The sequence below is a fragment of the Robertmurraya dakarensis genome (assembly GCF_900156875.1).
In the GTDB taxonomy this organism is placed as follows: domain Bacteria; phylum Bacillota; class Bacilli; order Bacillales; family Cytobacillaceae; genus Robertmurraya; species Robertmurraya dakarensis.
Genome location: NZ_LT707409.1, coordinates 1,856,799 through 1,875,187 on the forward strand (window position 1 = coordinate 1,856,799; position 18,389 = coordinate 1,875,187).

Genomic DNA, 18,389 nt, shown 5'->3' on the forward strand with positions numbered 1-18,389 from the left:
AAAATTTAACAGCTTTTAAATGTATCTTCATAGCAAAAAATGAACTATATAAGGAGGATGACCATGAAGAATAAAGTTACAAAAAAAAGTGTTTTGGATTTCCGTTGTCATTGCAGGTATTTTTGTCCTATGGGGAATGATTAATCCTAAGGGACTAGGAGAGTCCATGGATGTTGCAAAGTCCTTCTTTCTAGTTAGATTTGGTTGGTTCTACCAATTATCAGCAACATTCTTTTTAATCTTTGCTTTATACCTGATATTTAGTAAATATGGAAAAATAAAACTAGGCAAAGATGAGGATAAGCCAGATTTCAGCCGCCCGACATGGTTTGCACTCCTTTTTAGTGCAGGTATGGGGATTGGTTTACTTTTCTTCGGTGTTTCAGAACCTATTTCACATTTTACAACACCGCCATTAGGTGAGGGTGGCACTAGCGCAGCAGCAAAACAAGCATTAGTATACACCTACTTGCACTGGGGTTTTCATGCTTGGGCCATTTACGCTACGATTGCATTAGGTCTTGCCTACTTTAAGTTTAGGAAGCAGCTTCCGGGTCTAATGAGTGCAACACTTTATCCAATTCTCGGCGACAAAGTAAAGGGACCGATAGGAGTATTCATTGATGTAGTTGCTGTATTTGCGACTATTTTTGGCGTTGCCGCCTCATTAGGTCTCGGTGCTCAACAAATAAATGGCGGCTTGAGCTATTTGACAAATATACCAAATACCTTTCAAACTCAGTTGATTATTATCATTATTGTAACCGTTCTATTCACCCTATCAGCAACAACAGGATTGCAAAAAGGGATCAAGTGGCTAAGCAATGCAAATCTTGGACTTGCTACCCTTCTATTTATAGCATTTCTCATCCTATGTCCAACCGTGTTTGTTCTCGATTTATTTGTCACTACCTTGGGAAGTTATATTCAAAATTTACCAAGCATAGGCTTACGATTAGCACCATTTAACAAAGAAAATGCTGCTTGGGTTCAAAACTGGACAATATTTTATTGGGCATGGTGGATAGCTTGGGCCCCGTTTGTCGGAACCTTTATAGCGCGTGTTTCAAAAGGAAGAACGGTACGCGAGTTTGTGATTGCAGTGTTAGTGATTCCAACAATCGTATGTTGTGTTTGGTTTGCTGTTTTTGGAGGAACGGCAATCTACTTTGACTATAACACCGGTACGAATATCGCTGCCCAAAGCCTTGAAACCGCCATTTTCTTTGTATTTGAGCAACTTCCTTTTTCTGGGTTTTTATCGATCATCACGCTGCTGTTAATTAGTACATTTTTTATTACATCTGCCGATTCTGCTACGTTTGTCCTAGGGATGCAAACAACTAACGGAGGTTTGAACCCTCCTAACAGAGTCAAATTTGTATGGGGAATCATTTTAACACTGTCAGCCATCGTACTAATGGCTTCCGGGGGGCTTAATGCCATGCAGACAGCCATTATTGTCAGTGCATTCCCACTAGCCATTGTTCTTATCTTAATGGCATTTTCAATGGTAAAATCATTCCAAAGTGAGGCTCCTGAAAAAGGAAGGGTTCCTGAGAAGACTAAAAAAGAGAAAGCAGTGGATCAAAGAAAAATGAGACCAACAACTTAAGATTATGTCTAAGAAAACACTAGGGCAATCAGCCCTAGTGTTTTTCGTTTTTTAGCCCTAACTTTTCAAGCGAGGCTTAGTTGGATCACAATCAGGTTGAGGTAGTTTGGTACTCTCGGAAAGTTTTGTTAAATAATAACATTCTTCTCTCATCATATGATCAGCCATGAGTGGCGCAAATGTACCTAACGCCTCCATACTCAATTCTAATTCCTCAATCTCATTAAGAAAATTTTGAAAAAGTTTCATTTCAAGAGAAACCTCCTCGTTAAACCTCTCAAGTGCAGGAAAGGAATCAAGGTTGGTCCGTAAAAAACCTGCCATCTCGACAGCCTTTAAGTAAAACCCTTCAAAATCCTTCGTAAATTCGTCACTCTTCGCTTTTATTTTCTTCTCAATTCTGTCCATATTGTCCGAGATAGCACCAGCATGCCCGGCTCCGTCTAATAACCAGAGTAAATGGTGGTGCAATTCATGAAAAATCGGCGGCTTTTCACCCTTTTTTAAGTACCCTAATAAAAGTTGGTACTCCTCAAGTTCATTAACCATGTGATTTATAAAGGTCGGACCGAGATGAATCGTAATTTTTCCTATGAGATGCCTCTCGATTATTTCGAGCTTGAATTCACGAAGTTTTTCCACTTCAACTTCAGCTTCCATGCTTAATTGAATGATATCCGAACTGTTCACCCTCGAAAGTAATTCATCAAAGATTGTGATAAAAACAGCTGCCCTCTGAATGGCTTCTTTTTCCTGTGGACCTAGTGAATCATGAATAAACCTAGCATGGTCACCTAGCACCTGCAGCCAAAAGGTATGTTCAAATATAGCTGACTCTTCAACGTTTGTCACGATCTCCTCTCCCCTTTCGAACCTCACTAAAATATATCAGAGAAAAAGTTTTTTATGACAACAGTTCACAATAGACTTTTTTCACAATATTGCTCTAGATGTACTCATGATATTTTTAAAAAAGAGCATATTAAAAAATGAAACAAATCACTGTAAATGGAGGAATTGAAATTGTCAAAACAAGGAATGCAAAATAAAGAACAGAGCTCACAACAATTAGCAAAGCAACGCGGTAAAACAGATGTAGAATTTGGCAGTGACTATCAAGTGGGAAATGATGCTTCACAGAGTCAAAAGAAGAGCGGAAAACAAATTAATAAAAAGTAGGCAGGACCAAATATAGTATAAATCTAGCTATGATAGGAGTGAAAAATGATGGATGTGAACAGAGTGAAACAAATTTTATCTTCCTCTGCTGATATTGATGTCAAATACAATGGGACGTCTGTTTGGATTGACGCGCTTAATGAAGATGGCAGGACTGCAACCGTGCACTTAAGAGGCCCATTAGAAGAAAGATCAACTGTAGAAATTTCTGAGTTAGAAGAGGTTTAATAACTATAAAAACAGGGAATAACATTTAATTTGCCATTTTTGGAAGGTTATGATAAAATCAATATATAGATTTACATATTTTGTTGAATACAATATATGGATTTAGTTTATCCTACTCGTGTATATGTCTCTTTTATTTTTCCGTTCCTTTCTAATGGGGCGGATTTTTTTCTGTTATATCGAAAACCTCCTGTGCTGGCCAGGAGGTTTTTGAAGTGGTGGTTAATAGGATTTCGGAAGTCCCAGTACTTTTTCCGCAACAAAGCTCTTGATTAATTCATTTGTAACAGGTGCTATTCTAGGCAGCCTTGCCATCCGATAGATTCGCTCAATATTATACTCCCTAGCATAACCATAGCCTCCAAACGTCTGAAAAGCTTGATCGACAGCCTGAAAACCTGCTTCTGAACCGCGTAATTTTGCCATGTTTGCCTCCGCTCCACAAGGTTGTCCATTTTCATATAACCAGCAAGCTTGAAATATTAATACTTCAGCGGCCCTTAAATGAGAGTAGGCATCTGCTAACGGAAATTGCACTCCTTGATTTTGACCAATCGGTCTTCCGAATACAATGCGTTCATTGGCGTATTGACATGCTCTTTCAATAGCCCCATACCCCATACCAACTGCTTCTGCTGCAATCAGCATTCTTTCTGGATTAAGTCCATCTAAGAGATAATAAAATCCTTTCCCTTCTTCCCCAATTAGATCAAATTCATCTACTTCTAAATTTTCGATAAAGAGCTCATTCGTATCGATTCCGTTTCTACCCATCTTCTCAATTTCATTAATAGTGATAGCTGATCTGTCCATAGGTGCGAAGAAAAGAGACATACCATCGGTTTTTTTCTTTACTCGATCATAAGGGGTTGTTCTCGTAAGGAGCAGTATTCGATCTGCCTTTTGAGCCTTTGTAATAAATACTTTATGTCCGTTAATTACATACTTATTGCCTTTCCTTTTTGCAAATGTTTCGATACGTGAAGTATCAGTTCCAGCGTTAGGTTCTGTCACTCCAAAACACACATGCAGCTTTCCGCTGGAAACATCCGGCAAATACTTTTGCAGCTGTTCTTTTTTTCCATGATAAAGTAAAGGGTTGGCACCAAACATCGATAAATGTATGGTCGAAGCACCATCCATCCCTGCGGCAGATTTGGCAATTTCCATTAATATAATTACGGCCTCCGTAATATTTAGTCCTGAACCACCATACTCTTCTGGAAACAAAACACCTATCAAGCCTGCCTTCGCACATGTATTCCAAAATTCAGTTGGAAAGATATGTTCCTTTTCAATTCTGCGCCAGTACTCATCATCAAATTGCTTACAAATTTCACGCGTAACTTTCCTCAACATTTCTTGTTCCCCAGTAAATTCAAAGTTCATGATCCGCTTCCCCACCTTTTTTCTCTATCAATACTCTCTATTAATTATTTTTATTTTAATTCTTCCAATATAGTCCAACTTATACCATTAAAAATCATCTAGAGCACAAAAAAACCTCCCGTGTTTGACCGCTAGGAGGTTACTGAAACCCGTTTAATCTTGATTAAGCACTTTCAAGGAAAAGACTTACCATTCCACCGCCGTACTGGTAAGTCGTCTTACGCCTCTAATTCCGGCTATATCTTCAACAAGTTTTTGCATCGCGAGATCCTTCTGCTTCGCCTCAATCATAATATCAAAATCCCGGTCAAGTTCCTTGGCCATTTTTAAGAAAGGCAGAATAAATTCTAACGATACGAAATCAGCATGGGACCGGAATGCTTTTTCTGATTTTGGTGAAGAGATATGAACTTTTGGCACAAGGTCTCTCCCTCTCCAACTATCGAAGATACGCGGAAGTAATTGTGAAAGTTCCTGGTTACCTGTATTTGCCATATGATGATGGTAATCAAACATCATCGGGATATTTTCCTTCTCACAGGCTGCTAGAGTTTCTGCTATATCATATGTTTTATCGTCATTTTCTAAAGTTGTTATCTTTTTTATATGTCTAGGCAGGGATTTGAAATTCTCGTGGAACCTTTTTAATGTTTTTTCTTTATCCCCATAGGCGCCCCCAATATGAATGTTTATAATCCCGCGATCTTCTACGCCCATTGCTTCTAGCATCCTATAATGAAATTCCATATCCTTAACAGCATTTACAGTGACATCTTTACGAGGACTTGTAAAAAGGGTAAACTGATTAGGATGGAAACTAGGGCGCAAATGAAAGGTTCGAACTAAATGTCCAAGTTCTTCCCATTCTTTTTTAAACGGTTTCACAAAGTCCCACATAACTTCTGGATGAGTAGCTAAAGGAACGAGTGAACTAGAAAACCGATAGAGCTTTACTTCATGAGCTATATTATAATGAAGAATCCTCTTCGTATGATCCAAATTTTGAGCAGTCACATCTTTAAGTTTATCCATTCTCTCGTCTTTCGGAAGTGAAGAATAGCGGGCAAATGTTAATGATTTCGAAGGACTTGCATCCCATAATCCCAGTGCGTTTGCTACATAGCCAAAACGAATCTTCATCTACTGTCCCCTTTTAATGGTTTTGGATACGTCCATAGAATTCATTGACAGCTGTGTAACCCTGCTGTTCAAGTCTCCAATTCTTAGCTGCCACTTCGACTAAGCTTGCAATGTCTCTCCCTGGTCGAATAGGAATTTCAAGGTTTGGAATCGAGACATCTAAATAATCAATAACTGCTTTTGGGGGTTCAATTCCATCGTAATACTTCTTCTCGTCCCAAGCAGATAATAGTATGTCTAGATTAATTAAAGTCTCATCCTGAAAAGCCCCAGATCCATAGAGTCTCGGTACATTGATCATTCCAATTCCTCTTAATGATAAAAAATCTCGGTTTGTGCTATCATGTGTTCCAATTAATGTTTCTGGATCAATTCTCTTAAGGATCACTAAATCGTCGGAAATGAGCCGGTGACCCCTCTCTATCAAAGAAAGAGCTGTTTCACTCTTACCAATCCCACTTTCTCCTCTAATTAATAAGCCCACGCCAAAGACATTAACGCACACGGCGTGTATTCCAATACTTGCAGCCAATTCTTTACCTAAATAGTTATTTAACTTACTTATCACATTCGTTGTTTTTTCTTTTGCTCGAAGCAGTGCAACCCCCTCTTCATTACAATGCTTAATCAAATAAGAAAGGCCTTCTTGATTTCTCGTTATGATGATACAGGGTGGATGTTTCTTAATTACATTCCCTATTCTTTCATCTCTTTCTTCTTTTGTTAACGAATGCAAATACGTAATCTCTTGTTTTCCTAAAAGTTGAATCCTTTCACTGGGAAAGAAGTGAAAATATCCTGTTAATTCTAGTCCTGGCCGATGAATATCGTCATTATCAATGACTCGTTCAAGTCCTTGTTCACCCGCTAAAATTTCTAATTTTAATTTTTCTGCTAAGTGTTGAATTGTTATTGTATTCATATTAACACCCAATTTTCATGTTTTATTCGCAAATGAGATTTATTTCTATCTAATCTTTAGTATTTACAAATATATTAGTGACATGCGCCACGCACCTTTTCGAGTACTTTTCAGTATTTACATACCGTTAAAAGGATGAATCTATCCACTATAAATGCTCATAGTCTATCTCCTTTTCACATAGAATGTACAAGCTATCTTTTCGCCGATTGGAGCTGATAACATTGAGCACGAGTATTTTATTTAGTTACATACTGCTGGGATTCACCTTAGCTGCGCCAATTGGTCCAGTTAATTCTGCGAGGTTAGATAAAGGGATCAAAAATGGGTTTTGGCATGCATGGGTTGTTGGTGCGGGTTCGATGATTGCTGATGGGATTTTCATGCTGATGGTTTATCTCGGAATGGTACATTTTTTGGAAATACCTATTATCCAAATATTCCTTTGGCTGTTTGGAGGATTTGTTCTTATATACACTGGCATTGAAAGTATTGTGGGTGCAAATTCAATCAACCTTGATAACCTGAGAGGAAAAGATTCCCTAGCAAAATGTTTTCTAACAGGATTTATTATGTCTATCACGAGCCCTTTATCCATATTATTCTGGCTTGGAATCTATGGATCCGTATTAGCTAAAACCGTTCAGATGAATGGTACAAGCTCTCTTTTAATTTATAGCAGTATGATATTCCTAGGATTGACTCTATGGGATATTCTCGTTGCGGCCCTTACGACGGGCTTCAGGAAATTCTTAAAAATGGGCAGCCTTAAAGCGATCTCTGTCATATCGGGCGCATCCCTTGTAGGATTTGGAGTTTATTTTGGATATCAAGGGATAGTATCTCTTTTTGGATAAACCAATGTTCGCGGGACATACACCAATTTCACCTGCTTTAATACAATACATTGAAATACCTTGAGTAAATGGCTATAGGTGGGGTGAGAGGCATTGTTTTTTCATATAAAAGAGTTACAATATCATGCAAAACCAGAAAGACCAGATCCGCTTTTTGCTAAGCAGTTACAAGAGGTTTTGGGCGGCCAGTTTGGTGAGATCTCGGTAGCATTACAATATTTATTTCAAGGCTGGAATGTTCGCGGTGATGGAAAATATAAAGATTTACTTATGGATACAGGAGCAGAAGAACTAGCTCATATCGAGATGCTTGCGACGATGATCGCTAGGTTATTGGATGGTGCGCCAGTAGGAGACTTAGAGAACGCTGCCAAAGATCCAGTAATAGGTGCTATATTGGGTGGAATGAACCCCCAGCACGCCATTGTTTCTGGTCTAGGGGCAATGCCCGCAGACAGCGTTGGGAATAAGTGGAAAGCGGATTATATTATTGCCAGTGGTAATTTACTAGCAGATTTTCGGGCAAACCTGAATGCCGAATCTCAAGGGCGTCTTCAAGTTGTCAGACTTTATGAAGCTACAAATGACCGCGGTGTTAAAGATATGCTTTCATGGCTGATTGCCCGTGATACGATGCATCAGAATCAGTGGATTGCTGCGATAAAAGAACTTGAAGCTAAGGAGAACGTTGTAGTACCAAGCACTTTCCCAAAAGAATTAGAAAAACAAGAAGTTTCTTACACTTTATTTAATTTCTCTAGAGGAAATAAAAGTGCCGCTGGAAGATGGGCTCAAGGACCAAGTATGGATGGTCTCGGAACATTTAATTATGTGGAAAATCCCGTACCATGTGCACCAAAGCCAGTATTAAAGCCGGCTCCACCATACATTCACGATACACTTCCTCAAGTGATTAAGGGTCCAAAGGGACTTGTTCCTCCAAGTTTCTAAGGACAAACCAGGTTTGAACAACATCTTGTTCTAACCTGGTTTTTTTCATGTAAAATACTCAAGTTTAGCATCAGGAAAATACTCCCTCATATAAGCATAAAGATTTTCCTTAATGTCTTCTTCTTCCTCTTTTTGATAAATGTATTTGCCAATCCCATATTTCCCCCATTTGTACCTTCTTTTCTCCTCATCTAATTCTAGTTTTGTCATCGGATAATTCTTTTCAATTACCCTCTTAGCTGGTTTCGTAAATCGATGTTGAATAAATTCAAAGGTAATATCCTTTCTAGCATCCTTAGGCAATTCTGCGTCCAGTTTTTCAAACATTTCTTTATATCCTTCCTGCCATCCCTCATGTAAATAAATTGGAGCGACGATAAAGCCTAATGGATAACCAGCGCGTGCAACTTTTCCTGCTGCTTCAATTCTTTTTTCTAGAGGGGAAGTACCCGGTTCAAAATTTTTTATGACATATCTCGCATTAACGCTAAATCTGAAACGTGTTTTCCCATTATGCTTAGCATCAAGGAGATGATCGACATGGTGAAATTTTGTAACGAACCGCAGTACTCCAAGGTCAGACTTTCCAAAATGCTCAATAGCTCGTTTTAGTGTATGAGTTAAGTGATCGATCCCAACAATGTCAGACGTACAAGCCGCCTCAAACCGAGTGATTTCAGGTGAACGTTCTTCCATGTATTTATCTGCAGCATCCAATATTTCATCAACATTCACATATGTACGAATGTATGGCTTTGTTCCCATTGTAGTTTGCAAATAACAGTAATGACAATGGCCCATACATCCTGTCGCAAATGGAATCGCGTATTCTGCTGAAGGCTTTGAGGTATCAAATTTTAATGTTTTTCGAATACCTACAACCAAGGTTGATTTTGCAATCCTGTATTTTTGAAAATCACTTTCACCTGGCAAATTTCTAACTTGGTTATGCGAGGTAGTATAGCGGATCTCGACATCCATTTTCTCAAATTTCTCTTTAAGTTCCTGCCCAAGCGGGTATTCTAGGGCTTTCGGTTCAAAATAAACAAGCTGGGGAGAAAAAGGTTTCATGATCGTTGTGTCCCCCTTTAATAGTCACCAAAGTATTGTTGATAGGCTTGCTCAGCTTCATTCTCATTAGCATATACTGCCACTTCATCTGTAAGCGGGTAATAGGTTTCATAAAGGAATAATGCCAATTCATCCGGCCTTTCAGGATTTTTTACTACCGCAGCTTCTTGTATATTTGCCACATCCTGTGTGTGGGGATTTCGATAAAATACGTAAACAACATCTCCTGCTTCATATCCTTGAGTGTAGTCCATAAAGTTCACCTCTCCTTTTTAATAAGATTTTGCCTTTAACTAACATGATTTATGTCTACTTGTTTCTGGAAAAGCGCTAAAACAGTAAAAACCCGAAAATGGATTCCATTCCATTTTCGGGTTTTTACGTTTCTTGAAAATTATTGCTTCATTTGATTGAGATCCGAAAGGCATTCCTGGATAAGCGTTACAGTCTGACTCATTGCAGCGCCACCGCCAAACGCAGCCGAAACTCCTACTGCTTCTAGGATTTCTTCCTCTGTCGCTCCTTGATCAAGACAACCTTTTGTATGATAAATCATACAATACTCATCTTGAGAAAATACACTAATACCGAGTGCAATTAATTGCTTTTGTTTTTGAGATAAAGTGCCTTCCTTGAAACAAGCTTCTGTAAATGCATTAAAATGCTGGGCGATATCTGGCATTTTTTGAGTGAAAGTACCTAACCCGCTTTTGAACTCGTACAATGCCGCTTCTGTATCATTGCGTGGTTCCATTTGTTCCATCATATCCAACTCCATATCTTCAAAATTACATCGTTAGTATGAATCAATTTTCATTAATTATACGAAGAGACCTTGTTTAGAAAAAATTAAAAACCCTCCATATTTCCCGCGGGGAAAACAGAAGGGTCAACTGGCTATTATAGATTTCATATAGGATTAGTTCGCTTTCTTTAAATATTCATTTAGCTGTTTTTCAGTCAAATAATTAATGAATTGCTGGAATTTTAATGATTCCATACCATAGTTTTCACAAGCCATTCTATAAATTTCGTATGCTTCCCAGTACTGTTTCATCTTTTTTCTCCCCTTTTTTGTTATATAACAGATAATGATAATTTATTATAATATATAACAGTAAAGAAGGTGGTGTCAATAGAAAAATTCCCGCAAATTATTAGGAATCAGAAAATGCCCAGTTAAATCTTATGAAAGAATCCATTAAAAAAGCCACCCAATAGATCATCAGGATGACCTTTTGGGTGGCTTATGCTCTAAGTATTTAATTATTGATTAGGCCATCCTTCTGGGATTGCCCCAACATTTCTGCGGTAATATAATAATGGATCATTCTCATTAGCACTTAGTCCAATCACTTCGCCAATATAAATGACATGATCCCCAGCATCAATTTGATTTACCTTTTTGCATTCTAGAACTCCCAACGAGTCTGAAATAATTGGTAATTGATGTTCTGATTGATTCCATGTTACTTTTGAAAAACGATCTGCTTCTTTACCTGCAAAAGTCCAACATGCATCAGCTTGATCTTTTGATAAAACATGTACAGCAAATTTGTCCGTGCTTTGGAAGTCATCAAACATTGAAACCTTACGATCAATACACCATAAAATTAATAAAGGAGACAATGAAACAGATGCAAAAGAGTTTACCGTCATACCCATAGGTTTTCCTTCTTTATTAAGTGCCGTTACTACAGTAACTCCTGTAGGATAGCTTCCCATAATTTGCTTAAACATTGCCACTTGATCTGGAGTATTACTCAATTGCTTAAACCACCTTTCTGAATTCTGCAAAGAAATCGTCAACATCTTAGTTATTCTATTGATGTTCCCTCACTTGCTTGTTTCTCTTCATACCATAATTGAATCTGAGTAAAAATTGAGAAGAGCAGGAAGAAATTCATCGCCCATACACTAATGAAGGGGGTTATTCCGCCAAATTCGATTGTGTAATAACCTTTAAAGAGCATGACAACATATGATTCGATAAAAACAAGTATAAATCCTCCAACACCTGCAACTGCCATTCTAATCATGTCTTTTCTCCCCTTCTTTATAAGTTTCCAAAAAATAGTCCTAACTCTTGAGGTTCTTATCTTGTATGTATGCAAGAGGATATAGGTGCAGTGGTCGATCATCTACCTTAAAATTCACATTTTATACAATTTTATTTCTTATTCTTGATTATATAATTAAACAGTGATTTGTTCAATAAAAAGACACATTTAAAAATAAAAACAAGGCACTAACGATTCATGTTAGTGCCTTGCCATTTAGTTAGGAACGTCCGTCTACGTTACCTTGTGTACCTGGGTCAACTTGACGTGTTCTTCTACCATTGTCTTTCAAAAGATCATTATCAACATCATTGTCAAACAAGTCATTATCTCTATCATTATCTATGTTAAATAAACCGCGATTATTATCATCGTTATCGAACAAGTCATTGTTGTCACGATCGTTGTTTACGTCAAACAGACCGTCGTCATTGTTTCCATTATAACGATTGTTATTCGTACCGTGGCCATCAAGTCCTCTGTTATTGTTATTAAACATGCCATTCTCGTCTGTATCATAACGAACTGGGTCGACATTGTTATTTCTTAGGTCATTATCAAAAACACCATTATTGTTCTGACGATCGTAACGGACAGGCGTTATATGTGTACCGGAGCCATCTGTCTCAACACCATTATTATCAACACCACAGGCTGATAATAGTCCAAGCGACAACATGACAGACGCACCTGAAAGAAGAATCTTTTTATTCATAAGTTGTCCTCCCATTTTTCATTTATGTGAATCACATCTGATTACTGGGTACTATTTTCTTCTCTCGCCTCGCTCGTCTTACAACCTACATGACATTAGGCAGCGATACTTTGTCAGAAGCATCACCTTTTTTTACGAGACATCTTTAATTTGCACTTATCAGACTTGATTAAAGCATGCAGTTTTTGTCTTTGCTGTAAGTTAAAAGAAAAAGTATGTCAGGCATTTCAAATGGGAAAACAACATAATACAATCCAGAATACGCCTTCTTATACAATCAATTTCTTAACCTCCTCTATAAAACGAGCCGGATCAGATAAAACCATATAAGGAAATACACCTTGGTTGGTATGTATGTAAAGCATTCCGTTCAATAATCCTTGTCGGTAGGAAATATCGTGTATTTCTCTCATGAGAAAAACATTCTTGTCTGTAGTAATTTTATCCTGATAGAGGCGGATAAAAGATTTCCTTTTTATAATATGCTGCTCGTTATCAATAATCTTTCGTTCAATAATGGAATATGGTTGTGAATAGATTTTCTCCAAAATTATACCTCCCAAAAGCGGCTGCATCCTTTTTATTTATTGGTTAACTTTTTACAAAGAATTTAATCAATAAAAAAAACACTATTTAAAAATAGTGTTCATCCTGTTTTTATGTTGGACTTTAAGAGTGTTTTCCGGGATTGTTAATAACCTCAAGAACTTTTGTGGTTTGCTCCATTTCGCTATTGCAGATTGGACATGTAGGTTCCTCACTGCTCTTAAAATTGTCACGAACCCAACAATTACATTTGTCAGACTTACAAACCCAAATTTTAGTTTCCTCTGTAACAATTTCTTCTGGATTTCTTCTTCCAAATCCCATCAATAATCACTCCCAATTTGAACTGTGAAAAGATATGCATGAGGATACCAAGAACAAAATAAAAAAATCACACATCATAAAAAGGGCAACAAACGTTTAACTTTTTATGATAAGTGAATTTCCTGTAGGATGCAATACCTTTATATTAATAATACCACTTTTTTGAAAGTTTGTATAGTGATTCATGTAAAATCAAAACAGAGAACATACTAAAAAAGTAAGTCCAACCAGAATTTTACTTTTAGATACGAAGGAGGTATGATGTTGAAAAATAAAAAAAGAACTATGCTTAAGTCCGGTGATATTACTAAAAATGCGACACATCATTTTGCTTTAGAGGATGAATTAAGTTTACAATCAATTCCCTATGCTACAACCATCAATACTTTCTTAAATGAAAAATTGCTCACGGAACAACATGAAAATGATTAAGGCATCAAGAGGACAGATTAAGTGAATATTTTTGTAGTACAAACACCCTCTCAAGAATAGAATGTGTACGAGCATTAACTTACACATATTTCTTGGGAGGGTCTTTCAATGGTCGTTTTTTTTAGTTACGTACTTCTCGGACTATCACTTGCAGCTCCGATAGGACCTGTAAACGCTGCGCAAGTGGACAGGGGCATTAAAAACGGCTTTTTAAACGCTTGGGTTTTAGGCCTTGGATCCGTAATTGCAGACATCGTTTATATGATAGCCGTTTTCTTAGGATTTTCACAGTTTATTGAGATTCCAATTATCAAAGCCTTCCTTTGGCTTTTCGGCTGCTTTGTTTTAACCTATACAGGAATAGAAAGTCTTTATAGTGCTGGAAAATTTGTCAATACCACAAGAACGAATGATGAAACATTGCAAAAATCATTTTTGACCGGTTTCCTTATGTCGATATCCAACCCATTAACGATTCTTTTTTGGTTAGGCATATATGGATCCGTTCTAGCTAAAACAGCCACTACATACAATGAGGAGCAATTACTGCTTTATAGCAGCGGGATTATCTTAGGATTAGTTATTTGGGATATTACAATGGCATGCATTGCAAGCAGCTTCCGAAAGCTATTAACGGCCAAGGTGCTGACTCTTATTACAATCCTCTCAAGTCTTTCCTTAATTGGCTTTGGGATATTCTTTGGATATGAAGCCTATAAGTTATTTTTCTAACGGCGATGCAATCGATGGACACGCAGCATATTCGAATGGCGTCCTCTGAGCTCCTTTTTCTTTTTCTTACGAAGAAAGTACAGGATGGTACTCGCAGCTAAGATCACGAATACAAATGCCAAGCTGACAAAGAGACCAGGTCTGCTTGCTTTTTCTAACAATGTTCCGCTTACTGCCAGGGCAATCAGAATCATCCCGATCACTCTCTTAAAATGGTCAAAGCGGGTGAAGTCAAGAAGTTTCGGTGCTGAAACGAGGACAACCAGCCAATTATACAGCAGCATAAGTCCCGCAGCTGTAGTAATGTACTCGTATATCCGCCCAGGCATTAATAAAGCCATGATAATCGATACAACTAATCCTGATACTGTCAGCCCCAATGCAAGTGTCGGGACTTTTAATTTTCCCTTTCTAGCAAAGACAGCTGGAGCATCATTCTCTTCTGACATTGTGACAAGCATTGATGTTACCGCAAATAAAGATGCGGCCATGGTCGAAAATCCAGCAATAATTAAAGCAGCATTAAAAACATGAGGAACGAATGCAAGGTTGTTATATTCATGTAACGCAGAAACAAATGGGCTTTTCTTATCAGTGAACTCTTTCCACGATATCATGGTCACAGCTATTCCTAAAGACACTATATAAATAGTTGTAAGAACAATCAGCATGACCTTTCCAGCTTTTGGTGCATCATCTTTACTTTTTAATCGCGTTGCCATAATCCCCATTATTTCTATGCCCCCAAAGGCATAAAAACCAAAAATAAGCGCAGCCCATAATCCCATTACTCCATTTGGCATAAATTCATTAAGTGATCCTGGAACTGCTTTAAATCCTTTATCACCATCCACAATACCAAAAATAGCCAAAAGGGCAATTATAATGAACATCAAAATAGCAGAAATTTTTATAACACCAAGGAGGTTCTCAATTTTCTCAAAACCTTTACTGCCTAACAATACAACAATAATTCCAAGCACCGCATAGATTGTAGACAAAACCCATAAAGGAATATTATCAAACCAAAATTTTGTGAAAATCGATAGGGCTGTTAGTTGGCTGCCGATAATCAACATCTCTGACACCCAATAAACCCAGCCGCTAGTGAATCCAAGTGACGGACCATATGCTTTTTTTGCGTACGACCGAAACGAACCTTTTTGCGGATCTTTGGCAGACATCCTTCCTAAGGAGTCATAAACAATATATGTTCCAATTGCAGCGAGAAGAAACACAATCACAACAGACGGTCCGGTCATCTCGATTGCAATCGCAGACCCTAGAAAGAATCCTGTTCCAATGATACAGCCTACACCGATCAGGGAAAGCTGCCACCACTGTATACTCCCGCCATTTTCTGTTTTTTCTGCACTCATATTTATTCTCTCCCTTACATTAAGGTTGTGATAAAATTACTAATACAATCATTCTTAATGTTTCCTAGTACGGAGAAAAAATGTTCTTGATCATAAAAAAGAATGGATACAATTTGCTTCTTATAAATTTCTGCTTTTATAATTAACGCAAAATGTATAAAATAGTAATGTTTCTAATTAATTGAGAGGATGAATAAAATGGAGATTACAGACCATAGCTTAGAGAGACTAGAGGATCCATTTGGTATACTAACTGGAGATCGTTATGAATATTTCTTACATATAAATGTAGACGAAGAGGATGAACTTTATACGGAGAATGGATTACAAATAAAAGTTCTCTATGTGGTTGATGAAAAAGGAAAACGCATTTCCCATTATAATATTATTGAAAATACAACTGAAAAAGTGCTTGACTTTGAGCTTGAAGAGGACGAGTTAGAGCTAATTGAAGCTTATTGCAGGGAACATCTTCAAGAAGAAGAGTAAAAGAGCCTTCGCTCTTTACTCTTCTAGATTTTTTCCTTCTTCAATAATATGGTACATAAGATGCGCTAAATGATGAATAGGGCCATATTCTTCTTCCTCTTCTTCACTTTCAGCTTGGAATTCCAAACCATTTAAATGCAGTGCTGCAAATTCATAAAAATCCCTTAGTTCAAATAAATAACAACCGGACGGTTCCTCCTGCTCCTCCTCATAGTGCAAGACTAGATAAGAGACATTCCCGTCTTTATCTTCACCATCAAAATACACAAAAAGACCTATGTTTGTATCCAATTCAAATAAATGGCGCGTACCGCCATCGGTAACCCTGTTGAAATCTTCTTCATTTAATTTTTGGACGTTCATCGCATCAACTTGATCCTCTTTGTGGAAATTCACTTTAAAACTTTTCATCTCTTTAACACGTCCTTCTTTATATAAACAAACTTTTCAATTTAAATGTTTTCGTAAAGTGAAAAGAGTCCCAAAGAGGGACTCAGGACTCAGGTAATTAAACCTTATGATTTCGTTACATTGACTGCTTGCGGCCCGCGTTGACCTTCTTCAATATCAAAGGAAACTTCTTGACCCTCTTCAAGGGTCTTAAACCCTTCAGTTTGGATTGCAGAGTAATGAACAAATACGTCTTCTCCGCCTTCCACCTCAATAAAACCGAAACCTTTTTCTGAATTAAACCATTTTACTTTACCAGTTGCCATTCATAATCCTCCTAAAATTCGAAAACGTTTGATGATCACTTATGTATCACCACATCTATATTTTGCCTAATTTTAGGTTTTTAATCCGTTATTTTTAAATAATTTTTTTGTTTATTGGTTTTTCTTGCGATTTCTGCTTCCGCCGCCCCTATCTGACCTTCTATTTCGGTCATTTGAACGTCCGCTTCTATCTCTGCTATTATTACTGCGGCCTCCAAATGACTTTGGCTTTTTATTACGGAGAGGTGCAACAGCAGTCAATGTAACTGGTGTTACATCCGGCTCTTTCGTTAATAATTTTAAAGCAGCAGAAAGTAATGATACAGAATCCATATCTTCAAGCATGCTCTCAGCAGCCCTCTTATACTCTGCATTCTCTCCATTTTCGATCACTCTCATAAGCTTTGAAATAGTCGCCTCTTGATTTCCTGCGATTACTTCTTTAAAAGTCGGCACTTTCTTTTTGGTCATCTTCTTTTTAGTCACTTGCTCAATGATTCGCAGGTGATCAATTTCCCTAGGCGTAACGAATGTATAAGCTAGCCCTTTTTTTCCAGCACGCCCTGTTCGGCCAATTCTATGCACATAGCTTTCTGGATCCTGAGGAATATCAAAATTATAAACATGAGTTACACCGCTAATATCAAGCCCTCTGGCAGCAACATCTGTTGCAACCATTATTTCAATCGTTTGATCTTTAAAACGACGGATAACTTGATCACGTTTCGCTTGAGGAATATCTCCATGAATTCCCTCAGCTGAATATCCTCTTTTAATTAATCCTTCTACGACTTCGTCTACACGCTTCTTTGTTCGCCCAAATACAATGGCCAAGTCAGGTGAATCGATATCTAACATACTCGTAAGAACATCAAACTTTTGTTTCTCATGTACTTCTAAATAATATTGTTCGATGTTCGTCACGGTCATTTCTTTTGCTTTTACTTTCACCAGCTCTGGCTCAACCATAAACCGTTCTGCAAGAGATTGAATTCTCTTCGGCATTGTAGCAGAGAACAGCAAGGTTTGACGACCTTCTGGAATATCTCCTAAGATCCTCTCAATATCTTCAATAAAGCCCATATTAAGCATTTCGTCTGCTTCATCAAGTACTACCATTTTGATTTGATTTAACCGAATCGTTCTTCTATCAATATGGTCAATCAGTCTCCCCGGGGTAGCGGCAATAATCTGCGGTTTCTTTTTTAATGATCGGATTTGTCGATTGATATCCTGCCCTCCGTAAATTGGCAATGTACGGATGCCCTTAACTTGACCAATCCGATTAAGCTCTTCTGCCACTTGGACAGCTAATTCTCTTGTTGGTGCAATAACAAGTCCTTGTATTCCGCCATCAACCGTGATTTTCTCAATCAACGGCACACCAAAAGCAGTTGTTTTCCCAGTCCCTGTTTGAGCTTGACCGATCATGTCCCTTCCATTCAATGCAATTGGAATAGATTGTGCCTGTATTGGGGTAGGCTCTTCAAACCCCATATTTAAAACTGACTTCTCTAACTCTTTACTTAAACCAAAATCAGCAAATGTTGTCAAAATAATTTGCCCTCCTTTTTGTAACTTGCAATTAAACTTTTTACAAATCTCTACTTTAATTTTCCTTAAAAATAAGGTTTTCAAACGTAG

General features: G+C 37.7%; 25 protein-coding genes. 8 read left to right on the top strand and 17 right to left on the bottom strand.

All coding sequences use genetic code 11. From position 1 onward, the window contains the following. Window positions 1-70 precede the first annotated feature (70 nt). On the top strand, window positions 71-1,615 hold the full coding sequence (locus CZ487_RS17640; RefSeq protein ID WP_077213582.1) for a glycine betaine uptake BCCT transporter: 1,545 nt from the start codon (window positions 71-73) through the stop codon (window positions 1,613-1,615). A gap of 57 nt (window positions 1,616-1,672) precedes the next feature. Here the strand turns inward: CZ487_RS17640 and CZ487_RS17645 are convergent, their stop codons facing one another. After that, the gene (locus CZ487_RS17645; protein ID WP_077213584.1) at window positions 1,673-2,467 is read right to left on the bottom strand and encodes a DUF2935 domain-containing protein; all 795 of its coding nucleotides are present in this window, start codon (window positions 2,465-2,467) and stop codon (window positions 1,673-1,675) included. Between the two features lie 171 nt (window positions 2,468-2,638). On the opposite strand from CZ487_RS17645, the gene CZ487_RS27265 reads away from it, so the two are divergent. Beyond that, window positions 2,639-2,794, top strand: coding sequence for a hypothetical protein (locus CZ487_RS27265; protein ID WP_202617852.1), 156 nt, complete (start codon window positions 2,639-2,641; stop codon window positions 2,792-2,794). A 48-nt stretch (window positions 2,795-2,842) separates the two neighbouring features. Beyond that, on the top strand, window positions 2,843-3,022 hold the full coding sequence (locus tag CZ487_RS17650; RefSeq protein WP_077213593.1) for an H-type small acid-soluble spore protein: 180 nt from the start codon (window positions 2,843-2,845) through the stop codon (window positions 3,020-3,022). Between the two features lie 222 nt (window positions 3,023-3,244). On the opposite strand, the gene CZ487_RS17655 is transcribed toward CZ487_RS17650, so the two are convergent. From CZ487_RS17655 to hprK, 3 genes are all read right to left on the bottom strand, one after another. Continuing rightward, window positions 3,245-4,411 carry an acyl-CoA dehydrogenase family protein gene (locus CZ487_RS17655; RefSeq protein ID WP_077213596.1) on the bottom strand — a complete coding sequence of 389 codons (1,167 nt, stop codon included), beginning with the start codon at window positions 4,409-4,411 and terminating at the stop codon, window positions 3,245-3,247. A gap of 186 nt (window positions 4,412-4,597) precedes the next feature. Beyond that, window positions 4,598-5,551 (bottom strand): UV DNA damage repair endonuclease UvsE, encoded by a 954-nt coding sequence (gene uvsE, locus CZ487_RS17660; protein WP_077213598.1) that lies wholly within the window; start codon window positions 5,549-5,551, stop codon window positions 4,598-4,600. A gap of 13 nt (window positions 5,552-5,564) precedes the next feature. After that, on the bottom strand, window positions 5,565-6,473 hold the full coding sequence (hprK, locus tag CZ487_RS17665; protein WP_077213599.1) for an HPr(Ser) kinase/phosphatase: 909 nt from the start codon (window positions 6,471-6,473) through the stop codon (window positions 5,565-5,567). 224 nt (window positions 6,474-6,697) lie between these two features. On the opposite strand from hprK, the gene CZ487_RS17670 reads away from it, so the two are divergent. Together CZ487_RS17670 and CZ487_RS17675 are read left to right on the top strand one after the other, a co-directional pair. Next, on the top strand, window positions 6,698-7,330 hold the full coding sequence (locus tag CZ487_RS17670) for a LysE family transporter (RefSeq protein ID WP_237562913.1): 633 nt from the start codon (window positions 6,698-6,700) through the stop codon (window positions 7,328-7,330). Window positions 7,331-7,423: 93 nt separating this feature from the next. Next, window positions 7,424-8,281 (top strand): manganese catalase, encoded by an 858-nt coding sequence (locus tag CZ487_RS17675; protein ID WP_077213601.1) that lies wholly within the window; start codon window positions 7,424-7,426, stop codon window positions 8,279-8,281. A gap of 45 nt (window positions 8,282-8,326) precedes the next feature. Here the strand turns inward: CZ487_RS17675 and splB are convergent, their stop codons facing one another. The 9 genes from splB to CZ487_RS17715 all read right to left on the bottom strand — a co-directional run bounded on the left by splB (window position 8,327) and on the right by CZ487_RS17715 (window position 12,997). Further along, entirely contained in the window at window positions 8,327-9,355 is a 1,029-nt protein-coding gene (gene splB / locus CZ487_RS17680) for a spore photoproduct lyase (RefSeq protein WP_077213603.1), read from the bottom strand. Window positions 9,356-9,369: 14 nt separating this feature from the next. Continuing rightward, window positions 9,370-9,606, bottom strand: a complete 237-nt coding sequence (locus CZ487_RS17685) for a transcriptional regulator SplA domain-containing protein (RefSeq protein WP_077213605.1) — start codon at window positions 9,604-9,606, stop codon at window positions 9,370-9,372. Between the two features lie 140 nt (window positions 9,607-9,746). Then, entirely contained in the window at window positions 9,747-10,115 is a 369-nt protein-coding gene (locus CZ487_RS17690) for a carboxymuconolactone decarboxylase family protein (RefSeq protein ID WP_139339652.1), read from the bottom strand. A 156-nt stretch (window positions 10,116-10,271) separates the two neighbouring features. Beyond that, window positions 10,272-10,409: a hypothetical protein gene (locus CZ487_RS27270; protein ID WP_202617853.1), complete on the bottom strand. Its 138-nt coding sequence runs from the start codon at window positions 10,407-10,409 to the stop codon at window positions 10,272-10,274. 209 nt (window positions 10,410-10,618) lie between these two features. Then, window positions 10,619-11,119 (bottom strand): flavin reductase family protein, encoded by a 501-nt coding sequence (locus CZ487_RS17695; RefSeq protein ID WP_237562914.1) that lies wholly within the window; start codon window positions 11,117-11,119, stop codon window positions 10,619-10,621. Between the two features lie 50 nt (window positions 11,120-11,169). Then, window positions 11,170-11,391, bottom strand: coding sequence for a hypothetical protein (locus CZ487_RS17700; RefSeq protein ID WP_077213608.1), 222 nt, complete (start codon window positions 11,389-11,391; stop codon window positions 11,170-11,172). Window positions 11,392-11,632: 241 nt separating this feature from the next. After that, the gene (locus tag CZ487_RS17705) at window positions 11,633-12,127 is read right to left on the bottom strand and encodes a hypothetical protein (RefSeq protein WP_077213609.1); all 495 of its coding nucleotides are present in this window, start codon (window positions 12,125-12,127) and stop codon (window positions 11,633-11,635) included. Window positions 12,128-12,396: 269 nt separating this feature from the next. Further along, window positions 12,397-12,675 (bottom strand): hypothetical protein, encoded by a 279-nt coding sequence (locus CZ487_RS17710; RefSeq protein WP_077213611.1) that lies wholly within the window; start codon window positions 12,673-12,675, stop codon window positions 12,397-12,399. Window positions 12,676-12,796: 121 nt separating this feature from the next. Continuing rightward, entirely contained in the window at window positions 12,797-12,997 is a 201-nt protein-coding gene (locus tag CZ487_RS17715; RefSeq protein WP_077213612.1) for a cold-shock protein, read from the bottom strand. Between the two features lie 264 nt (window positions 12,998-13,261). Here CZ487_RS17715 and CZ487_RS26765 point away from each other — a divergent pair, with 264 nt between their 5' ends. Together CZ487_RS26765 and CZ487_RS17720 are read left to right on the top strand one after the other, a co-directional pair. Next, window positions 13,262-13,429, top strand: a complete 168-nt coding sequence (locus CZ487_RS26765; protein ID WP_154676051.1) for a hypothetical protein — start codon at window positions 13,262-13,264, stop codon at window positions 13,427-13,429. A 108-nt stretch (window positions 13,430-13,537) separates the two neighbouring features. Beyond that, complete coding sequence (locus tag CZ487_RS17720) at window positions 13,538-14,161, top strand: LysE family translocator (protein WP_077213614.1); 624 nt, start codon at window positions 13,538-13,540, stop codon at window positions 14,159-14,161. Here CZ487_RS17720 and CZ487_RS17725 read toward each other — a convergent pair. Then, window positions 14,158-15,540: an amino acid permease gene (locus tag CZ487_RS17725; RefSeq protein ID WP_077213615.1), complete on the bottom strand. Its 1,383-nt coding sequence runs from the start codon at window positions 15,538-15,540 to the stop codon at window positions 14,158-14,160. The two genes, CZ487_RS17720 and CZ487_RS17725, sit on opposite strands and share 4 nt — an antisense overlap. 198 nt (window positions 15,541-15,738) lie before the next feature. Here CZ487_RS17725 and CZ487_RS17730 point away from each other — a divergent pair, with 198 nt between their 5' ends. Then, entirely contained in the window at window positions 15,739-16,029 is a 291-nt protein-coding gene (locus tag CZ487_RS17730; protein WP_077213616.1) for a DUF6509 family protein, read from the top strand. A gap of 15 nt (window positions 16,030-16,044) precedes the next feature. Here the strand turns inward: CZ487_RS17730 and CZ487_RS17735 are convergent, their stop codons facing one another. From CZ487_RS17735 to cshA, 3 genes are all read right to left on the bottom strand, one after another. Further along, entirely contained in the window at window positions 16,045-16,440 is a 396-nt protein-coding gene (locus tag CZ487_RS17735; RefSeq protein WP_077213617.1) for a cytosolic protein, read from the bottom strand. A gap of 104 nt (window positions 16,441-16,544) precedes the next feature. Next, window positions 16,545-16,745 (bottom strand): cold-shock protein, encoded by a 201-nt coding sequence (locus CZ487_RS17740; RefSeq protein WP_077213618.1) that lies wholly within the window; start codon window positions 16,743-16,745, stop codon window positions 16,545-16,547. Between the two features lie 111 nt (window positions 16,746-16,856). Continuing rightward, window positions 16,857-18,299, bottom strand: a complete 1,443-nt coding sequence (gene cshA / locus CZ487_RS17745; protein WP_084783329.1) for a degradosome RNA helicase CshA — start codon at window positions 18,297-18,299, stop codon at window positions 16,857-16,859. Window positions 18,300-18,389 lie beyond the last annotated feature (90 nt).

Bases quoted from the DNA above. Each gene is read 5' to 3' on its own strand.
- CZ487_RS17650 (WP_077213593.1), top strand. From the start codon at position 2,843: ATGGATGTGAACAGAGTGAAACAAATTTTATCTTCCTCTGCTGATATT.
- CZ487_RS17655 (WP_077213596.1), bottom strand. From the start codon at position 4,411: ATGAACTTTGAATTTACTGGGGAACAAGAAATGTTGAGGAAAGTTACG.
- uvsE (WP_077213598.1), bottom strand. From the start codon at position 5,551: ATGAAGATTCGTTTTGGCTATGTAGCAAACGCACTGGGATTATGGGAT.
- hprK (WP_077213599.1), bottom strand. From the start codon at position 6,473: ATGAATACAATAACAATTCAACACTTAGCAGAAAAATTAAAATTAGAA.
- CZ487_RS17685 (WP_077213605.1), bottom strand. From the start codon at position 9,606: ATGGACTACACTCAAGGATATGAAGCAGGAGATGTTGTTTACGTATTT.
- CZ487_RS17690 (WP_139339652.1), bottom strand. From the start codon at position 10,115: ATGGAACAAATGGAACCACGCAATGATACAGAAGCGGCATTGTACGAG.
- CZ487_RS27270 (WP_202617853.1), bottom strand. From the start codon at position 10,409: ATGAAACAGTACTGGGAAGCATACGAAATTTATAGAATGGCTTGTGAA.
- CZ487_RS17700 (WP_077213608.1), bottom strand. From the start codon at position 11,391: ATGATTAGAATGGCAGTTGCAGGTGTTGGAGGATTTATACTTGTTTTT.
- CZ487_RS17705 (WP_077213609.1), bottom strand. From the start codon at position 12,127: ATGAATAAAAAGATTCTTCTTTCAGGTGCGTCTGTCATGTTGTCGCTT.
- CZ487_RS17715 (WP_077213612.1), bottom strand. From the start codon at position 12,997: ATGGGATTTGGAAGAAGAAATCCAGAAGAAATTGTTACAGAGGAAACT.
- CZ487_RS17720 (WP_077213614.1), top strand. From the start codon at position 13,538: ATGGTCGTTTTTTTTAGTTACGTACTTCTCGGACTATCACTTGCAGCT.
- CZ487_RS17725 (WP_077213615.1), bottom strand. From the start codon at position 15,540: ATGAGTGCAGAAAAAACAGAAAATGGCGGGAGTATACAGTGGTGGCAG.
- CZ487_RS17730 (WP_077213616.1), top strand. From the start codon at position 15,739: ATGGAGATTACAGACCATAGCTTAGAGAGACTAGAGGATCCATTTGGT.
- CZ487_RS17735 (WP_077213617.1), bottom strand. From the start codon at position 16,440: ATGAAAAGTTTTAAAGTGAATTTCCACAAAGAGGATCAAGTTGATGCG.
- CZ487_RS17740 (WP_077213618.1), bottom strand. From the start codon at position 16,745: ATGGCAACTGGTAAAGTAAAATGGTTTAATTCAGAAAAAGGTTTCGGT.